Raw genomic sequence first — 16,635 nt, forward strand, 5'->3', positions numbered from 1 at the left:
TTTTTGCAAAATAGATTCATTTTCATCTATATAACAAAAAAAGAGCCCGAAGGCTCTTTTCTAATTCACTTTTTATTAGCCGAAACGACCCGTAATATATGCTTCAGTTAATTGATGATCTGGTTGAGTAAAGACTTTTTCCGTTGAATTTACTTCAATTAAATCACCTAAGTGGAAATAAGCCGTGCGGTCAGAAACACGAGCTGCTTGTTGCATCGAATGCGTTACAATCGCAATAGTAAATTGCTCTGAAAGCTCTGAAATAAGCTCCTCGATCTTAGCTGTTGCGATTGGATCTAATGCTGAACACGGTTCATCCATCAAAATTACTTCAGGGCTGACGGCAATGGTACGTGCAATACACAAACGTTGTTGCTGACCACCAGATAAACCTGTACCTGGTTGACTTAAACGATCTTTGACTTCATCCCAAAGACCAGCTTTACGTAGACTGTTCTCAACAATTTCTTCTAAGTCATACTTGTCACGTGCTAGTCCATGTAATTTAGGACCATAGGCAACATTATCAAAAATTGACTTCGGAAATGGATTTGGCTTTTGGAAAACCATACCGACTTGAGCACGAAGTAATACAACGTCAAGATTTGGATCATAGATATCTTGATTATCTAATGTCACCTTACCTGTAACGCGACAGCTATCAATCGTATCATTCATGCGGTTTAAGGTACGTAAGAAAGTCGACTTACCGCAACCTGATGGTCCAATGAATGCAATAACTTCATTTTTATAAACATCTAAATCAATACCTTTAATTGCTTCTGCTTCACCATAGTAAACATGCACATCTTTGGTACTGATTTTAACTTCGCTCGTTTTTGGCTTTTTATTCGATGAAGCCGTTTCAAACTGAGAAACAAATGCAGTATCAGATTGCTTAACTTGAGCTTCAGATGAGGTAAATTCTTTTTGCTGTGGATTCACTGATTTATCCTTTTCTACGGCGTTCATAATATCAATCGTATTCATTGTACTCTCCTCAACTACCAACGCACTTCAAATTTCTTACGAAGCCAAATTGCAAGGCTGTTTAAACCGATCATTAATGCTAATAACACAATAATCGCTGCTGCCGTTCGTCCTTCAAAGAAGTTACGCAACTCATTGCCTTGCCATAAATATACTTGAACTGGCAATGCTGTTGCTTGATCTAACGGTGTTGCAGGAACACTTGCTACGAAAGCACTCATACCAATCAATAATAGTGGAGCGGTTTCACCTAAAGCATGCGCTACACCAATAATTGAACCTGTCATGATGCCTGGTAAAGCTAATGGCAATACATGATGAAAAACGGTTTGAACTTTTGATGCGCCTAAACCAAGAGCTGCTTGACGAATCGAAGGTGGAACTGCTTTTAATGATGCACGTGTAGTAATGATAACTGTCGGCAAGGTCATTAAGCTTAATACCAAACCACCAACCAATGGAGCTGAAAGTGGAAGTTGCATCCAACCAATGAAAATTGCAGCACCAAGCAAACCAAAGACAATCGAAGGAACGGCTGCCAAGTTATTAATATTAACTTCGATAATATCTGTCATGAAATTTTTAGGAGCAAATTCTTCAAGATAAATCGCACTCGCAACACCGATCGGAATTGAGATAATAATGACGATGAGCATCATGAATAATGAACCCATAAATGCACCTGCCAAACCACTTGTTGCAGGTGAACTACGAGAATCAGGGCTAACAAATAAATTGGTATTAAAGGTACTGCCTATAATGCCTTTCGCTTCCAATTGATCCGCAAGTTGACGTACTTCTGGGTCAAGTTGCTGCTGATCATCAGGTAATGAGCGGTCAATATTTCCAGATAACCAAACATCGATATTGGCATCAGCCAAAAACTTAATATTTTCTTTGGTACCAATCAAAGATGGATTTGCAAAAACCATATCACGCAAACGATAAGCTTCTGAACTAGTATACATACTTGATAAATAATCGCGCTGAGATTCGAGTGACGGATCTTTAGCAATAATCCCATTTACGATGAGACCATCCCAATCGACCATTCCCATCTCAGTTTGCCAAGCGACAAAGCGCTCTTCATAATGCGCTGGAGACTCACCAGCTGTTTGTTTCGGCTTAGGACCCACATTAATAATGGTAGGATCAAAATAAACTGGAACAGTGAGACTGCTTTGCCAAAAAGCAGGTAAACCTCTTGATAAAATACTACCGAATAACAATGCCACAAAAGCAAGACCAATCACCACAGCCGAAAAACCTGCATAACGGAAAGCTTTTTCTTTGCGATGACGTTTAGCCAGAGAACTTTGGATTCTATTTTTGCGCTGTTCACGTTGTTCAGCAGCTACTTGAGGATCAAATGCATTTTGATCCAAAGGAGATGTCTTTGATGAACTCATTCGTATTGCTCACGATATTTGCGCACGATATACAGTGCAATAATGTTTAAACCCAAAGTAATGACAAACAAAGTCAAACCTAGAGCAAATGCAACCAAAGCTTGTGGACTTGCGAAATCTGTATCACCTGTTAATTGCTTAACAATAGTCACAGTAACCGTAGAAACAGCTTCTAATGGGTTGGCATGTAGTAATGGGCTATTACCTGCAGCAAGAACCACAATCATGGTTTCGCCAACTGCACGAGATACCGCAAGTAAGAATGCACCCGTAATACCTGGTAAAGCAGCAGGTAGAACAACTTGACGAATCGTTTCAGATTTTGTTGCACCTAAACCTAAAGAACCATCACGTAGCGAACGTGGAACTTGCGTAATAATGTCATCAGATAACGAAGATACGAACGGAATAATCATGATGCCCATAACAAAACCAGCGGTTAATGCACTTGTTGCATTAATGTTGATTCCGACGCTTTCACCAACCATTTTAAAGAATGGTCCAATCACCATCAGTGCAAATACACCATAAACAATCGTTGGAATACCAGCGAGGACTTCAATGGTCGGTTTTGCCCAAGAGCGTAGTTGAGGAGAAGCATATTCTGCTAAATAAATTGCAATCATCAAACCAACAGGCACCGCTACTAATAGTGCGATACCGCTGACCATCAAAGTACCCCAAATTAATGGGAGAATACCGTAACTACCTTCTGCATTTCCTGAAGTGCTAAAACCAGGATTCCACTCAGTACCGAAGAAGAAATCAACAGGGCTAACAAACTTAAAGAAGTGTAAAGCTTCAGTCAGCATTGAAAGTACAATACCGATGGTAGTGAGAATGGCAACACCAGAACATAAAATCAAAGCTGTATTAATTGCTTTTTCTACTTGATTACGTGCACGGTATTGTTGGCTAATTCGTTTTTTAGCCCAAACTAAACCAGCCAAAGCAGCACTAATCACGACAGCTAGCTTGGCAAAAGTGCCAATGGTTTGAAATTTTGCTAGCTGTTGAGCTGCTGCCACTTCATATGCAGCTGCTTGATCTGTAACCCCAAAACCAGAAGCAATCGCTTGAACACGATCAATTAAAACATCACGTCCTGCTTCATCTAGAGTGGCACTGACAGATGCTGGGATGTTATTAAAAATAATATGTTGTAATACACTTGGCTCAACCAAGTTCCAAATGATCAAAATCAAAAAAGCAGGAATACCACACCACAAGGCAACCAAAGCCCCGTAATAAACAGGACGAGAATGTAGTGCTACTGAGTTATTTCCCTTACCTGCTAGGTTACGGCTTTTACTCAGCCCGATTTGGTATGCAATTGCCACAAGGGCTAGTAACACACCGATAAGTAGCAGATTCATGTAATCTCCACTGTTTTCTCAATTTTCATGATTTGAAAAAACTTAGCTAGACAAAAAGGCCGATGAACAAGTTGTCTCACCAGCCTCCATTATTAAGTCAATTTATTTAACTGATTTACCAGCTTTGAAGTCAGCAAGAATTTTTGCACGTTCTTTATCATTCAATGCGATCAAACCAGATTTTTCTAATTTAGAACCTTTACCAGATACTTTTTTGTTTAAGAAGTATTCTACGTACTGTGGTAAACCTTTAATTGATTTTAAGTGCTCGCCTTTCACATAGAAGAATAATGGACGAGAAACTGGATATTGACCACTTAAAATCGTTTTCTCAGAAGGTACAACATTGTTTACTGTTGCAACACGTAGTTTGTCACGGTTTAAGTCATAGAAACCAAGACCAAATACACCCACCGCACTTGGTGAAGTTTTTAAGCGAGCAAGTGTCTCAGTGTAGTCACCTGCAATTTCAATTACACGTCCATCTTTACGGAAAGTTGAACATGCTTTTTTCTGTTCTTCTTTGTCTAAGTTTTTGAAGTAATCGTAAGCTTCACAACCTGCTTCAACCATTTTTTCTTGGAATACTTCACGAGTACCGTGGTTAGATGCAGGAATTACCAGTGTAATCGGCTCATTTGGTAATGCTTTATCAATTTGATTCCAAGTTGTATATGGGTTTGGAACTAGCTTACCGTTTGAAGGTAATTGAGCAGAAAGCGCTGTAAATACGTGATATGGTTTTAATTTATATGCTGCTTTTTTTACGTTTGACGCGAATACAATACCGTCATAACCAATTTTAATTTCTTGGATTTGGTTTACGCCAGCTTTTTTACATGCAGCAATTTCAGTATCTTTAATAGCACGTGAAGAGTTAGCAATATCAATCGTGTTGTCACCAACGCCTTGACAGAATTGTTTCAAACCACCTGAAGAACCGCCTGAACCAACAACTGGTGCTTTGAATTGTGGGAAAGTATTACCAAACTCTTCTGCAACAATACTCGCATAAGGTAATACAGTTGAAGAACCTGCAATTTGAATCGTATCACGAGCTGCATTTGCAGTTCCCGCTACTGTTGCCCCAGATACAGCTAATGCAATTGCGATATAACGTGGATTTAAGCGCATTCGGTTTTCTCTCATTTATACAATTTGATTTACAACTCTTTTAAATTCAAGTGTTGTACTTTGGTTAACTGCATTTTGATCAGATAATATGACAAATAAGTTACAACTTTGTGACGCTTTGATGATAATTATTTTAGAGTCTAATTTTTAATTAAATGCTTTTAAATATCAACAACTAAAGATAGATAAAATACAATTCAAAATATTACACTTACATCCTTAATTACAGTGCTTGATTGAATTATTACATAGTAGATTTCACTTGAGAGAAAAAAATTTACTCTCCATTGTTAAAAATTATACGGTATGGAATATTCGGAGATTATTTACTTACTTATGTTATATGACATTTTTAGGAAAACCATTATCTCCCAAGCAAAGACTCGATTCTTATCTGAATGTACTTAAAAAATTAGATATAAAAGTTTTTCTTTTCTCAAACTCATTATCTAATAATTAAATCATGTTCTAAAAATATCGACACTTCATTCAGTTTATTGAAATTTCTTAGAACAGTTTATTGATCTATATTCAGTTTAAATGAGTAGAAAGATAAGATCATGAATAGCAAAGCCATCACGACATTTAATCCAGATTTACCCATTCACATGACATTTTCAGAGCAAGATTGGTACTTACTTGCTCAGCACTGGTATCCGATAGCTTTAGCTAGAGACATCACTGAACAACCAACAGCGACCAAGTTACTTGATATGCCATTGGTCATTTATAAAATGGCTGATGACTTGGTTGTCGCCAAAGATGCATGTCCACACCGTGGCGTTCCTCTGAGTTTAGGACTTAATGATGGTCTTGGAGTAGTCTGTCGCTATCATGGTTTACGTTTTGGTGGAAATGGAAAATGTAATCGGATTCCAGCGCACCCACAGCATAAAATATCTGAACGCTTTCATTTAAAGACATATGCTGCTATCGAGAAATATGGGTTGATCTGGTGCAATCTCACGGTAAACAAAGATGCGTTACCCACCATTCCACAAATGCCATATTGGGAGGATTCAGATTTCCAACAATTGGTCTGTCCGTCGGTAGAACTCTATTGTTTTGCAGGAAGACAGCTTGAAGGCTTTATTGATGTCGCTCATTTTGCATGGGTACATCCTGATACTTTTGGCGATCCCGATAATGTTGAGGTACCCGATTATACGACCACTGAGACAAGCTATGGTTTTGATGCAGATTACGTGAGCAGTGTTGGCCGTTATCCAATCGGAATGGATCAGCGCGGACAAGAAGATTTCCAATGGTTAAGACATTTTGAGATCACTCTCCCCTTCACAGCAACACTCACGATCCATTTCCCCAATGCTAGCAAGCAAGTCATTATGAATGCAGCGAGTCCAATGTCAGCCCGCGAAACACGCTTATTCGCACCAATCTGTCGAAATTATGACAAAGATTTACCTGTAGAAGATGCTTATAAATTCAACTTAGCGATATTTGAAGAAGACCGACTAATTGTCGAAACTCAAAAGCCTGAATATCTCCCATTAGACCTCTCTATGGAAGCTCATTTTCCATCCGATCGCAGTTCAAGCATGTATCGAAAACTATTGCGAAAAATGGGATTCAGTCCAATTTTTGCAGCTTAATATTACTTTATATAAATTTATAAATAAAAAAGAGGTCTATTAAAGACCTCTTTTTTAATAAATTAAATTGCAATTAATCAATGGCTGGAACATAAGTTCCTGCAACAATCGCATCTTTAATACGATCAGTTTCTGCAAGCACAAGTGCAAGCAGGTTCTGTACGTTTTCAAGCGTTGCAACAGGACTTAAAGTGGTCATTTTCAATGATTGAACCTGACCCACTTTAGTCACACCAATATTTGCTTCACCACGAGCAAACAATTCGTCTGCTACGTTTTGGTTCAAACTATCGATAAATTCAGTTGGATAACCTTCTGGTGCCACGCGGAATAAAACTGAGGCAAACTGAGGTTCAATCAACAATTCAAGACCAGCAGTTGCTTTAATATAATCAGCAACTTCACGTGTTAATTTCACACCATGATCAATCATTGAACCATAAAGCTCTTCGCCTAATGCTTCGACTGTCATCCATAATTTCAATGCATCAAAACGACGTGTCGTTTGTAATGATTTAGACACGAGGTTAGGTACACCGTGTTCTTCGTCATAAGCAGAGTTTAAATATTCTGCTTCATAATGCATAAAGCGATAGTTTGCTTCGTCTTTCAATAAGAAAGCGCCACAGCTAATGCTTTGGAAATAATGCTTATGGAAATCCAGTGTGATTGAGTCTGATAATTCAATACCATCTAGCATTGCACGATGATCATTTGAAAGAATCAGTGCACCACCCCAAGCGGCATCAATATGCATCCAAGAACCAAATTTATTGGTAATTTCACGGATTTTCTTGAGTGGATCAATTGCACCAGCATCTGTCGTACCCGCTGTTGCAACAACACAGGCTACGATTTTGCCTTCAGATTGAAGATGCGCCATAGTTTTTTCTAGTGCATCAACATCCATCTGTGCATTTTCATTCACAGGAACAGTTACAACTGATTGGAAGCCCATGCCCATCATTGCCATGTTCTTTTGCACAGAGAAGTGTGCATTTTCAGAACAGATGACTTTGACGCTTTTCATTGCATCTGCCGGGATACCATCACGCTGAACAGACCATGGCTTGCCATGTTCGTCTTTCCAGTTTTTCGAAATGCACCAGTCACGCGCAAGCAAGACACCCATCAAGTTAGACTGTGTTCCACCCGAAGTGAATACACCTGCTTGACCTGCACCATAGCCCACTTTTTGGCGTAACCAATCAATAAGCTGAACTTCCATTAATGAACCCGCTGGGCTTTGATCCCATGAATCCATAGATTGGTTGGTTGCATTGATTAACACTTCCGCAATTTGGCTCATCACCATGGTTGGACAGTGTAAGTGTGCAAGTGAATGTGGATGATGTACTTTTAAGCTTTTATTAAGGAAAAGCTCAATCATGCGTTGTAAAGATTGTTGTACACCTAGACCCTCTTTTGAAGGTGCAAAAGAGATTGCTGCACGCAAATCTTTAATGCTTCCACCAGTGTACATTTTATCGTTTTGCAACCATGCTGAAACGGCTTGAACCGCCTCGCCCATTGCTGACTCATAGTCAGCAATAGATTGAGCATCATTGCAGAGTAACGCCTTACGATGTTCTGCAAAATCAACCATGGATTAGCCTCGTACTGCTTTTAATGCTTCAGCAATCGCTTTTTTGAAGCGAGCTACAACTTCAACACATTCGTCCTGATTGATAATCAAAGGGCAAAGTAAACGAATTACCGTACCGTTACGACCACCTTTCTCAAGTAATAACTTATTGTTGAAACATGCAGTTTGAATCGCCGCAGCTAATTGAGCATCAGCAGGAAGTGAACCCATATGGTCTGCAGGTTTACGCTCATCAACGATTTCAACGCCGAGCATCAAACCACGACCACGCACATTACCGATACATGGGAATTCTTGAGCAAGCTTTTTGAACTCTGCTTGTAAGAAATCACCACGCTCTTGCGCATTTTGAGCTAAATTTTGTTCAGAAATGGTTTTTAAAACCATTAAACCTGTACCCATAGCTAACTGGTTACCGCGGAAAGTACCCGTATGACCTGCTGGTTGCCAAGCATCAAACTTACGTTTAATACCCAGTACAGCAAGTGGTAAACCACCACCTACAGCTTTTGACATCACCACAACATCAGGCTCGATACCTGCATGTTCAAAGGCAAACATTTTACCTGAACGTGCAAAACCAGCTTGAACTTCGTCCAAAATTAAAACGATGTTGTGCTTTTCAGTCACTTCACGAATTTTTTGTAACCACTTCACAGGCGCAGTCACCACACCACCTTCACCTTGAATCGCTTCAAGAATTACAGCAGCAGGTTTGGTTACACCGCTTTCAACATCTTCAATGAAATTTTCAAAGAAGTAAGTCAACGCATCAACACCCGCTTCACCACCTAAACCAAGTGGGCAACGGTATTCATGCGGATACGGCATAAATTGAACGCCTGGCATTAAACCATTCACAGCATTTTTTGCAGACAAGTTACCTGTCATTGCAAGTGAGCCGTGAGTCATCCCATGGTATCCACCAGAGAAGCTGATCACTGAACTGCGACCAGTATAAGTTTTTGCTAGCTTAATGGCTGCTTCAGTCGCATCTGCACCAGAAGGACCACAGAACTGTAAGCAATATTCTTCTTTACCGCCAGGCAAATGAGCCAAAAGCGCTTCAGTAAACGCATCTTTTAAAGGAGTCGTTAAGTCTAAAGTATGCAATGGCAAGCCACTTGCCAATGTATCTTGAATACTTTGAATCACCGCAGGATGATTATGACCTAAAGCCAATGTTCCTGCCCCAGCTAAACAGTCGAGGTATTGTGTACCCTCAACATCAGTAACCCAGCAGCCCTGTGCTTTCGCTATCGCTAACGGTAATTTACGTGGATAACTACGAACATTCGATTCCATCTGGCTTTGGCGAGTCAGATAGTATTCGTTGGTTGCATTAGCGGCAGGGTTTACGGAAGTAACGCTCATATCGAATTACCATCTCTGATATGGGTAAAAGAAATAAGTCTGGTGACTTGCGGTCGTTTGACTCGGTGCTTTTTAGAAACTAGTGCAGACACTTATTTATATCTTTCAACTAGGAGCGAGATGATACCTAATTTTGAAAGAAAATAAATACTTTTATGCCTTACATTTATCTAATCTTATTGAAAAAATGTTTCTTTCCAATAACTATGATGGATTATCATCATACTATGTGACAAGCGAAAGAAAGTAAGCTTTTTTTAACTGCATTATTTTTTTTAGATGAATGGTCAAAACAATCGACTTAATTCATTATTTTTTAAAAACTTTTAAATTATTTTTCTGTTGCAAAACACTGCTAATCTATTACAAAGACACCACAAAATATGCCGAAGTTCACCATGAGTTCTTTTTAATATCAATCTTGTAAAAAATAAATTTTCTATACTAAATTTTAAGGAATATTTTATGCGTACTTTAGCACTTGCGACTATGATGATCGGCGCAGCACTCAGCCCGTCCCTTTTTGCTCAAGAAACAGAAAGCTTAAATTATAATATCGTCAATATCCAAGCAGATGCTTCACGCCAAGTCGCAAATGATGAAATGCGTGCCGTACTCTATATTGAGAAAAGCAATAAACAACCTGCTGAGCTATCTAATCAAATCAATCAATTGATGAATCAGGCTCAAGCGATTGCTCGTAAATACTCACAAGTGAAAGTCGAAACAGGTACTCAAAGTACTTATCCTGTCTACGACAATGATAATCAGAAACTTAAGGAGTGGCGTGCTCGAGCTGAAATTCAACTCGAAAGTAAGGATTTTAAAGCGGCAAGCCAACTTATTAGTGAATTACAGCAAAGCTTCCAAACCCAATCTATCAATTTCACTGTGTCAGATGAGCAACGTAAAAAAGTTGAAAATGAGTTGATGATTGAAGCATCGAAAAACTTCCAACAACGTGCTTTAGCAATTACTCAAGCATGGAATAAAACTCAATATAATCTTGTTAGTTTGAACTTGAATACCAGTAACTATTTCCCACAGCCAGTCATGCGTGGAGGTATGGCTAAATTTGCGATGGCAGAAGCTGCTCCTGCTCAAGATATGGCAGCTGGAGAATCTAAAATTATCGTTAATGCAAATGGTTCGATTCAATTTAAATAAATATAGCTGATGATTCTAAAAGCAGAAAACAATTTGTTTTCTGCTTTTTACTCATTGAGTTGAAAGTAATTATTAAAATCGCTGCGATCAGGTAACTCATCAAAACAAAGTGGTTGATTATGAATTGTAGACCAATCCTGTTTAGAATTTATACAAAAATTTAATTCGTGTGTAGGGATAAAATTCTCTTGTAATAATCCCAAGGGAATCCACATTACATTTGGATCACTGCTTAATTTATTTGGCACTGGAGAACCACATAATTTACAAAAAGAGCTCGTAAAACCAGTCTCCTTTTTATAAGTCTGAATCAATTGCTGACCTTTTTCCCAGTTAAATAAATTGGTTTTTATTAAAGTCGCTGTATTTGATACTGCTCCACTTTGTTTTCGGCATAGGCTACAAAAGCAGCGGTAAATTGTATTGATTTCATCTATTCTAATTTTAAATACGACAGCCCCGCATAAGCAAAAACCATTAAACTCACGCTTTTGTTTAGTCATCATCAATCCTCATTTTCAATCTCATTTTTTAAATTCTGTAATGAATCCCAAGCACTTTGAGCCAAAGCTTCTCGATAAATACGGGGGTTACTCACAACTTTTCCAGATAACCAAGCACGACAATAATTTTCAGTTGCTCCAATCACCAATGACATCATCAACTCAGCGGGTACTGCATTGAGTAATTCAGCATGCTGAAGCTGTGAAATATGATGACTGATATTTTTATTTCTCATTTTATTTTTTTCATTTAATAACGAGCGATGCTCACCTTGCGTTACTGAAAAATGAGCAAATACTAAAAATTTAGCAAATTGAGGCTGATCAGACACCCAGTCGATATAGCTATAAATTAATGCACGCACTAACTCTTGTAATGATTGAGCATTTTCTAAATATTGATCTCTTAACAATGCTTGATCATCTAAAGCAGTAAAAACCAACGCAGCAATAACACCTTCTTTATTTTTAAAATGATGATAAATCGCACCGACGCTACTTTCGGATTTATCTCGAATCATTTCAATACTGGTTGCATCTAAACCATGTTCAAGAAAGCAAGACAAGGCATCTAACAGAATTTGTCTTTTTAAGAGTGACCTGCGCTGTGGATATACGCGTTCTAATAATTGCTGGGCATTCTGCATAGTTCAATTAAATTTACCAATCGTCGGAACAATTGTGTACGACTTGACCACGACTTGTAAACAGAATTATATTCCGTTTAAGAATTTAATTCTGTTAATGAGGATCATGAAATGGCTTCAACATTAGATTTATGGAATAAAGCGTCTGCCTTACCTGCAGGAAAATGGACATTCACACGTATGCTTTGTCTTAAAGCACCCTATTTCAGTAGTATTTCACCACTATTTGAAGAGCTTAAACCTAACTCCTGCAAAATCAGCATCAAGAAAAAACGCAGCGTACTAAATCATATTGGTACAGTTCATGCGATCGCGATGTGTAACATGGCTGAGCTTGCTGGTGGCACAATGACAGAAGTCACTGTGCCTGCAACGCATCGTTGGATTCCCAAAGGAATGACTGTTGAATATTTAAAAAAAGCAGAAAGCGATTTAATTGCAATCGCCTCGCCTGTTGAACAAAATTACGACTGGGAAAAAGCGGGTGAATATTTAGTGAATGTTGATGTACTCGATAAACAAAACCAAAAAGTATTTCATGCAACCATTACGATGTGGATTTCTAAGAAAAAGTAATAAAAAAGCCCCGGATATTTCATTCAGGGCTTTGTATTGATTGAAAGTTTATTTCTTAAATGGCAATGCATATTTAAAAATACGTCCCACGACTTCACCAAATTGTTTTACGAAACTTGCGTTGTTGTAATTTAAGCCATATTTTTTACAAACAGCTTCAACTTTCGGTGCAATCTGACGATAACGGCGCGCTGGAATATCAGGAAATAAATGATGTTCAATTTGATGGCTCAAATGTCCCGTCAAAATATGAAATGCTTCCGAGCCAGTCAAATTTGATGAACCACGAATTTGTCGCATGTACCAATGTCCACGGCTCTCATTTTGTAAAACTGCTTTCGGGAAAACCTCAACATCTTTAGTAAAGTGACCACAGAAAATAATACTAAAAGTCCAAACATTACGAATTCCATTCGCCACTAAATTACCTGCAAATACAGGAATTGCAGAAGGACCTGCTATCAATGGAAAGAATACATAATCCTTAAACATTTGCTTCATGATTTTCTTCTGTGCAGGACGCCATTCACGCTTAAATTGTTCAATCGTTTTACGCTTATAAACGACTTTACCTAATTCAAGATTTTGAATTGCAACACCCCATTGAAACAATAGACTAAATGGCACGATATATAAGGGTTGTATTAAGGTAAATTTCGACCAACGTTGTTCAGGGAAAAGACGAAATACGCCATAACCGACATCATCATCCATGCCTTTTACATTGGTATAGGTATGATGCTTATAGTTATGGGTTTGACGCCAGTTATCAGAAGTACCGACGGTATCCCACTCGTATGTTTGACCATTAAATTTTGGATCATTCATCCAATCATATTGTCCATGCATGACATTATGACCTAATTCCATGTTTTCCATGATTTTGGCAAAACCAAGTAATCCTGTACCTAACAACCATGCAGGCGGAAACCATCCAACAAATAACAAGGCACGACCTAATACGCTCGTGTAACGAATCGAAGAATACACACGACGAATATATTTGGCATCTTTTTCACCTAAATCATTTAAAACGTCTTGTTTAATTTGATCAAGTTCATGAGCAAAAGCGTCTAATTCGGCAGCAGTTAAATCACGGTTCTTTGGGTTTTTAAAATATTCAAGTTTAACAGGCATATTCATAATCAATTTCTCTTTTATAGATCAATCACAAGATCAGATTGAGCTGAATTTACGCAAATCTTTAATAACTGAGTCGGTTCATGATTGGCTGAACCATTTAATAAATTTTTTGTTGAACCTTGGGCTTTGTTACAAGCACATTTATTACAAATACCCATACGACAACCATGATTTGGCTTAATACCTTGATGCTCTAAACTGCTCAAGATAGATTGACCTTTCGGAATCGCAATGGTTTTATTGGATTGAGTTAAGGTCACGTTGATAAAACCAGTTTCATTTGAATCAAGGTCAAATTGGCTTAAGCTAAATGCTTCAGATTGAACATTTGCAGCATGCTTAAATAATGACTCTGCTGTTGTAGCAAAGCCCGATGGACCACATGCATAGACTGTTGTTTCATCTAAACGAGCCAATTGTTCTACATGACTTTGGTTTAAACGCTCATCTTGTTCTTGGGTATAAAAAATTTGATAACCAAAATTTGGAAAATTCTCAGCAACTTCTTTTAAATAATCAATATATGCGACATCTGCATGGGTCTTTACCCAATACATGAGTTGGACTGGTGTTTTAATCAACTGTTTAGTTTGACTAAAACTCTCAATCAAACTGAGCATTGGTGTAATTCCACTTCCTGCTGCAAGTAACAATAAATTTGGCGTTTGGATGTGTTGTTGCATATCTCCATAAGGTTGCCCTAATCGGAAAATATCACCTACATTTGCTCGATCGACTAACCATGAACTTACTAAGCCCTGTTCAACTTTTTTAACCGTTAAACAAAGATGTGCTGAATCTAATTGCATCAAACTATAAGTTCGCTCGTAGTGCCGACCCGCGATTTCAACCGTAACTGGATGATGCTGACCAGCAACACCGCGCTGCACATGTCGATTGCATTCTAAAATAAGACTAACGGTATCTTTTGCCACAATTTGTTTTTTTACAATTTTGGCTAGGGGCTGATTTACAGACCATAGTGGATTAATTTTTTGCAACCAAAAATTGGTGTCGTGGCTGCTAATTACGCTTTGGGCTAATGAATTGAATAGAGAAAATCTCTTTTCGACTGCTTGCATGAGCGATAACTCTGATCATTTTTTAATTATTATACATATGTATATATATTTGTATATACACTCGTATAAAAATTTACATTTCCCAAGTTCATCGACAATCGCTATAATCCCGAGTAGCTTACTTATATATTGAAAACAATGGTTCAATCTTCTTTTTTACCCCACGGTCTCGACACAATAAATGAACAAGATGTCATTGCTATGAAAGCTCCAGTACGCTCGGTAGGTAGAAAAGCGACAATAACAAAAGAAGAGTTGTTTCAAGCAACGCTTAATTTGATTGGTCCGCAAAAGAGCATTGCATCTTTGAGTCTCAGAGAAATTGCACGTGAAGCAGGTATTGCTCCCAATAGTTTCTACCGACATTTTAAAGATATCGATGAGCTTGCAATTGCATTAATTGATCGTTCAGGTTTAGTTTTGCGTCGAATTATTCGCGAAGCACGTCTTCAAGCATCGCTACAACAAAGCATTATTCGCAGCTCTGTCGAAGTGTTTATTCAGCAGTTAGATGCAGACGAAGGAAATTTGAGTCTCTTATTACGTGAAGGCTATACTGGCTCAACGTCTTATAAAGCGGCAGTTGATCGCCAGCTCAATTTTTTCCAGCAAGAGTTACAAGAAGATTTAATCCGTTTAGAGCAAATGAATAATAGCAAAATCAGTCATGCTGATATTGCAGCAAAAGCAATTACACAATTGGTATTTAACATGGGTGCAAGAGTTCTTGAGCTTCCATCTGAACATCGAACTGAAGTTGCAGAACAAACTATGACAATGATTAGAATGATTTTAGAAGGCGCTCGTCATTTAGATGAAATCGAAATTGATTAATCCTTATTTCAGTCATTGAAATATGATTCATCATCAAATTTAGTTTCAACTATTTGATCATAATCATCTAGATTAGGTTTAAGAATAATGAATATTTTGAATGACCGCCAAAGCATCATTGCCAGTTTTATCCTGATGTTCTTGTTCCTTATGATGATCATTCCCCTGCATCTTTTACCTAGTTTTTTTGCAGGGTTTCTAATATTTGAAATTATTAATAGTTTAAGTACAGTTGTTGAAAAACATATTGATGGTCAACGAGCACGTATCTTTATCAGTATCATTTTGGGTGTAGCAACGACTGTTTTAATTGGTTTCTTCATTACCAGTTTAATCAGTTTTGTTGTCTATGATTTGAAAGGCACGGGACTGAATTCTTTTAACTTTAAAATAGATCAAACGCTGATCAAATTTCAGTCTGAAATGAGTAAGTATTTACCCGGATATTTACCTCATAGCGTTGCAGATATCAAAAATCAAATTTTCTCTTTTATCAAAAATAATATCTCGATTGTAAAAAATACAGGGACCGATATTCTGCATAACCTTGCCACTATGCTGATTGGTTTAATTATCGGTATTTTGGTTTCCATTCAGAATTTTAAACAAGCTGCACCACAACCCATATTTAAAGCAGCTTTAATGCATCGCATTAAAAAACTTGCAGTCTCTTTTAAAAATGTCGTATTTGCTCAAGTGAAGATTTCACTGATTAATACAGTGTTGTTTATGATCTTTGTCTTTATCGTTTTACCCATTTTCAATATTCATCTACCTTTTGCCAAGACACTGACCATTCTGACCTTTATTTTTGGCTTGCTGCCTATTATTGGTAATCTGATTTCTAACACCTTAATTATCATGTCAGGTTTAACCATTTCTCTTTCAGTTGCCGCGATCGCGTTGGCTTATTTGGTGATTATTCATAAATTAGAATATTTTATTAATGCCAAAATTATTGGTACAAAAATTAATGCAAATGCGTGGGAAGTGCTTTTGGCAATGCTAGTTTTTGAGTCTATTTTTGGATTAAGCGGATTAATCGTTGCTCCCGTCTTTTATGCTTACATCAAACTCGAATGCAAAGATGCAGGTTTGATTTAAGTTTAAATTCCACGAGTTTATTGAGGTTCACACTCAACATATTGATAAATAAAAATATACTTTAGCAACTTAAAAAC

The 16,635-nt window shown here is 37.8% G+C and carries 15 protein-coding genes; 5 read left to right on the forward strand and 10 right to left on the reverse strand.

Features of this window, described 5'->3' with window-relative positions; all coding sequences use genetic code 11:
• Nucleotides 1-75: 75 nt before the first annotated feature.
• The 4 genes from pstB to F933_RS00125 form a co-directional block, all read right to left on the reverse strand.
• Nucleotides 76-990 (reverse strand): phosphate ABC transporter ATP-binding protein PstB, encoded by a 915-nt coding sequence (gene pstB, locus F933_RS00110; RefSeq protein ID WP_005056236.1) that lies wholly within the window; start codon nucleotides 988-990, stop codon nucleotides 76-78.
• Nucleotides 991-1,004: 14 nt separating this feature from the next.
• Nucleotides 1,005-2,399: a phosphate ABC transporter permease PstA gene (gene pstA / locus F933_RS00115; protein WP_005056239.1), complete on the reverse strand. Its 1,395-nt coding sequence runs from the start codon at nucleotides 2,397-2,399 to the stop codon at nucleotides 1,005-1,007.
• Nucleotides 2,396-3,775 carry a phosphate ABC transporter permease subunit PstC gene (gene pstC, locus F933_RS00120; RefSeq protein WP_005057266.1) on the reverse strand — a complete coding sequence of 460 codons (1,380 nt, stop codon included), beginning with the start codon at nucleotides 3,773-3,775 and terminating at the stop codon, nucleotides 2,396-2,398. Before pstC ends, pstA begins: the two co-directional genes overlap by 4 nt.
• 102 nt (nucleotides 3,776-3,877) lie before the next feature.
• Nucleotides 3,878-4,909 carry a substrate-binding domain-containing protein gene (locus tag F933_RS00125; protein ID WP_005056243.1) on the reverse strand — a complete coding sequence of 344 codons (1,032 nt, stop codon included), beginning with the start codon at nucleotides 4,907-4,909 and terminating at the stop codon, nucleotides 3,878-3,880.
• A 560-nt stretch (nucleotides 4,910-5,469) separates the two neighbouring features.
• On the opposite strand from F933_RS00125, the gene F933_RS00130 reads away from it, so the two are divergent.
• Nucleotides 5,470-6,522 carry an aromatic ring-hydroxylating oxygenase subunit alpha gene (locus F933_RS00130; RefSeq protein ID WP_005057269.1) on the forward strand — a complete coding sequence of 351 codons (1,053 nt, stop codon included), beginning with the start codon at nucleotides 5,470-5,472 and terminating at the stop codon, nucleotides 6,520-6,522.
• Between the two features lie 73 nt (nucleotides 6,523-6,595).
• On the opposite strand, the gene F933_RS00135 is transcribed toward F933_RS00130, so the two are convergent.
• Together F933_RS00135 and F933_RS00140 are read right to left on the reverse strand one after the other, a co-directional pair.
• Nucleotides 6,596-8,128: a pyridoxal phosphate-dependent decarboxylase family protein gene (locus F933_RS00135; protein WP_005057271.1), complete on the reverse strand. Its 1,533-nt coding sequence runs from the start codon at nucleotides 8,126-8,128 to the stop codon at nucleotides 6,596-6,598.
• 3 nt (nucleotides 8,129-8,131) lie between these two features.
• Nucleotides 8,132-9,502, reverse strand: coding sequence for a diaminobutyrate--2-oxoglutarate transaminase (locus F933_RS00140; protein ID WP_005057275.1), 1,371 nt, complete (start codon nucleotides 9,500-9,502; stop codon nucleotides 8,132-8,134).
• 465 nt (nucleotides 9,503-9,967) lie between these two features.
• Between F933_RS00140 and F933_RS00145 the strand changes: the two genes are divergently transcribed.
• A complete protein-coding gene (locus tag F933_RS00145; RefSeq protein WP_005056250.1) occupies nucleotides 9,968-10,669 on the forward strand; it encodes an SIMPL domain-containing protein in 702 nt (233 codons plus the stop codon).
• A 47-nt stretch (nucleotides 10,670-10,716) separates the two neighbouring features.
• Here the strand turns inward: F933_RS00145 and F933_RS00150 are convergent, their stop codons facing one another.
• Both F933_RS00150 and F933_RS00155 read right to left on the reverse strand, forming a co-directional pair.
• A complete protein-coding gene (locus tag F933_RS00150; RefSeq protein ID WP_005057277.1) occupies nucleotides 10,717-11,172 on the reverse strand; it encodes a GFA family protein in 456 nt (151 codons plus the stop codon).
• Nucleotides 11,173-11,174: 2 nt separating this feature from the next.
• Complete coding sequence (locus F933_RS00155) at nucleotides 11,175-11,819, reverse strand: TetR/AcrR family transcriptional regulator (RefSeq protein WP_005057280.1); 645 nt, start codon at nucleotides 11,817-11,819, stop codon at nucleotides 11,175-11,177.
• A gap of 111 nt (nucleotides 11,820-11,930) precedes the next feature.
• Here F933_RS00155 and F933_RS00160 point away from each other — a divergent pair, with 111 nt between their 5' ends.
• Nucleotides 11,931-12,395: a hotdog fold domain-containing protein gene (locus F933_RS00160; protein ID WP_005057282.1), complete on the forward strand. Its 465-nt coding sequence runs from the start codon at nucleotides 11,931-11,933 to the stop codon at nucleotides 12,393-12,395.
• A gap of 48 nt (nucleotides 12,396-12,443) precedes the next feature.
• Here F933_RS00160 and F933_RS00165 read toward each other — a convergent pair whose 3' ends face one another.
• Together F933_RS00165 and F933_RS00170 are read right to left on the reverse strand one after the other, a co-directional pair.
• Nucleotides 12,444-13,538 (reverse strand): fatty acid desaturase family protein, encoded by a 1,095-nt coding sequence (locus tag F933_RS00165; protein ID WP_005057283.1) that lies wholly within the window; start codon nucleotides 13,536-13,538, stop codon nucleotides 12,444-12,446.
• A 14-nt stretch (nucleotides 13,539-13,552) separates the two neighbouring features.
• Complete coding sequence (locus F933_RS00170; RefSeq protein ID WP_005057285.1) at nucleotides 13,553-14,620, reverse strand: ferredoxin reductase; 1,068 nt, start codon at nucleotides 14,618-14,620, stop codon at nucleotides 13,553-13,555.
• 138 nt (nucleotides 14,621-14,758) lie between these two features.
• Here F933_RS00170 and fabR point away from each other — a divergent pair, with 138 nt between their 5' ends.
• Entirely contained in the window at nucleotides 14,759-15,454 is a 696-nt protein-coding gene (gene fabR / locus F933_RS00175; RefSeq protein WP_005056264.1) for an HTH-type transcriptional repressor FabR, read from the forward strand.
• Between the two features lie 87 nt (nucleotides 15,455-15,541).
• Nucleotides 15,542-16,558 (forward strand): AI-2E family transporter, encoded by a 1,017-nt coding sequence (locus F933_RS00180; protein WP_005057288.1) that lies wholly within the window; start codon nucleotides 15,542-15,544, stop codon nucleotides 16,556-16,558.
• Nucleotides 16,559-16,635: the final 77 nt, after the last annotated feature.

The organism is Acinetobacter beijerinckii CIP 110307, from assembly GCF_000369005.1.
In the GTDB taxonomy this organism is placed as follows: domain Bacteria; phylum Pseudomonadota; class Gammaproteobacteria; order Pseudomonadales; family Moraxellaceae; genus Acinetobacter; species Acinetobacter beijerinckii.

Coding starts and splice junctions, on each gene's coding strand:
- pstC (WP_005057266.1), bottom strand. CDS start 3,775: ATGAATCTGCTACTTATCGGTGTGTTACTAGCCCTTGTGGCAATTGCA.
- F933_RS00135 (WP_005057271.1), bottom strand. CDS start 8,128: ATGGTTGATTTTGCAGAACATCGTAAGGCGTTACTCTGCAATGATGCT.
- F933_RS00140 (WP_005057275.1), bottom strand. CDS start 9,502: ATGAGCGTTACTTCCGTAAACCCTGCCGCTAATGCAACCAACGAATAC.
- F933_RS00145 (WP_005056250.1), top strand. CDS start 9,968: ATGCGTACTTTAGCACTTGCGACTATGATGATCGGCGCAGCACTCAGC.
- F933_RS00155 (WP_005057280.1), bottom strand. CDS start 11,819: ATGCAGAATGCCCAGCAATTATTAGAACGCGTATATCCACAGCGCAGG.
- pstA (WP_005056239.1), bottom strand. CDS start 2,399: ATGAGTTCATCAAAGACATCTCCTTTGGATCAAAATGCATTTGATCCT.
- F933_RS00130 (WP_005057269.1), top strand. CDS start 5,470: ATGAATAGCAAAGCCATCACGACATTTAATCCAGATTTACCCATTCAC.
- F933_RS00180 (WP_005057288.1), top strand. CDS start 15,542: ATGAATATTTTGAATGACCGCCAAAGCATCATTGCCAGTTTTATCCTG.
- F933_RS00165 (WP_005057283.1), bottom strand. CDS start 13,538: ATGAATATGCCTGTTAAACTTGAATATTTTAAAAACCCAAAGAACCGT.
- F933_RS00150 (WP_005057277.1), bottom strand. CDS start 11,172: ATGACTAAACAAAAGCGTGAGTTTAATGGTTTTTGCTTATGCGGGGCT.
- F933_RS00160 (WP_005057282.1), top strand. CDS start 11,931: ATGGCTTCAACATTAGATTTATGGAATAAAGCGTCTGCCTTACCTGCA.
- fabR (WP_005056264.1), top strand. CDS start 14,759: ATGGTTCAATCTTCTTTTTTACCCCACGGTCTCGACACAATAAATGAA.
- F933_RS00125 (WP_005056243.1), bottom strand. CDS start 4,909: ATGCGCTTAAATCCACGTTATATCGCAATTGCATTAGCTGTATCTGGG.
- F933_RS00170 (WP_005057285.1), bottom strand. CDS start 14,620: ATGCAAGCAGTCGAAAAGAGATTTTCTCTATTCAATTCATTAGCCCAA.
- pstB (WP_005056236.1), bottom strand. CDS start 990: ATGAATACGATTGATATTATGAACGCCGTAGAAAAGGATAAATCAGTG.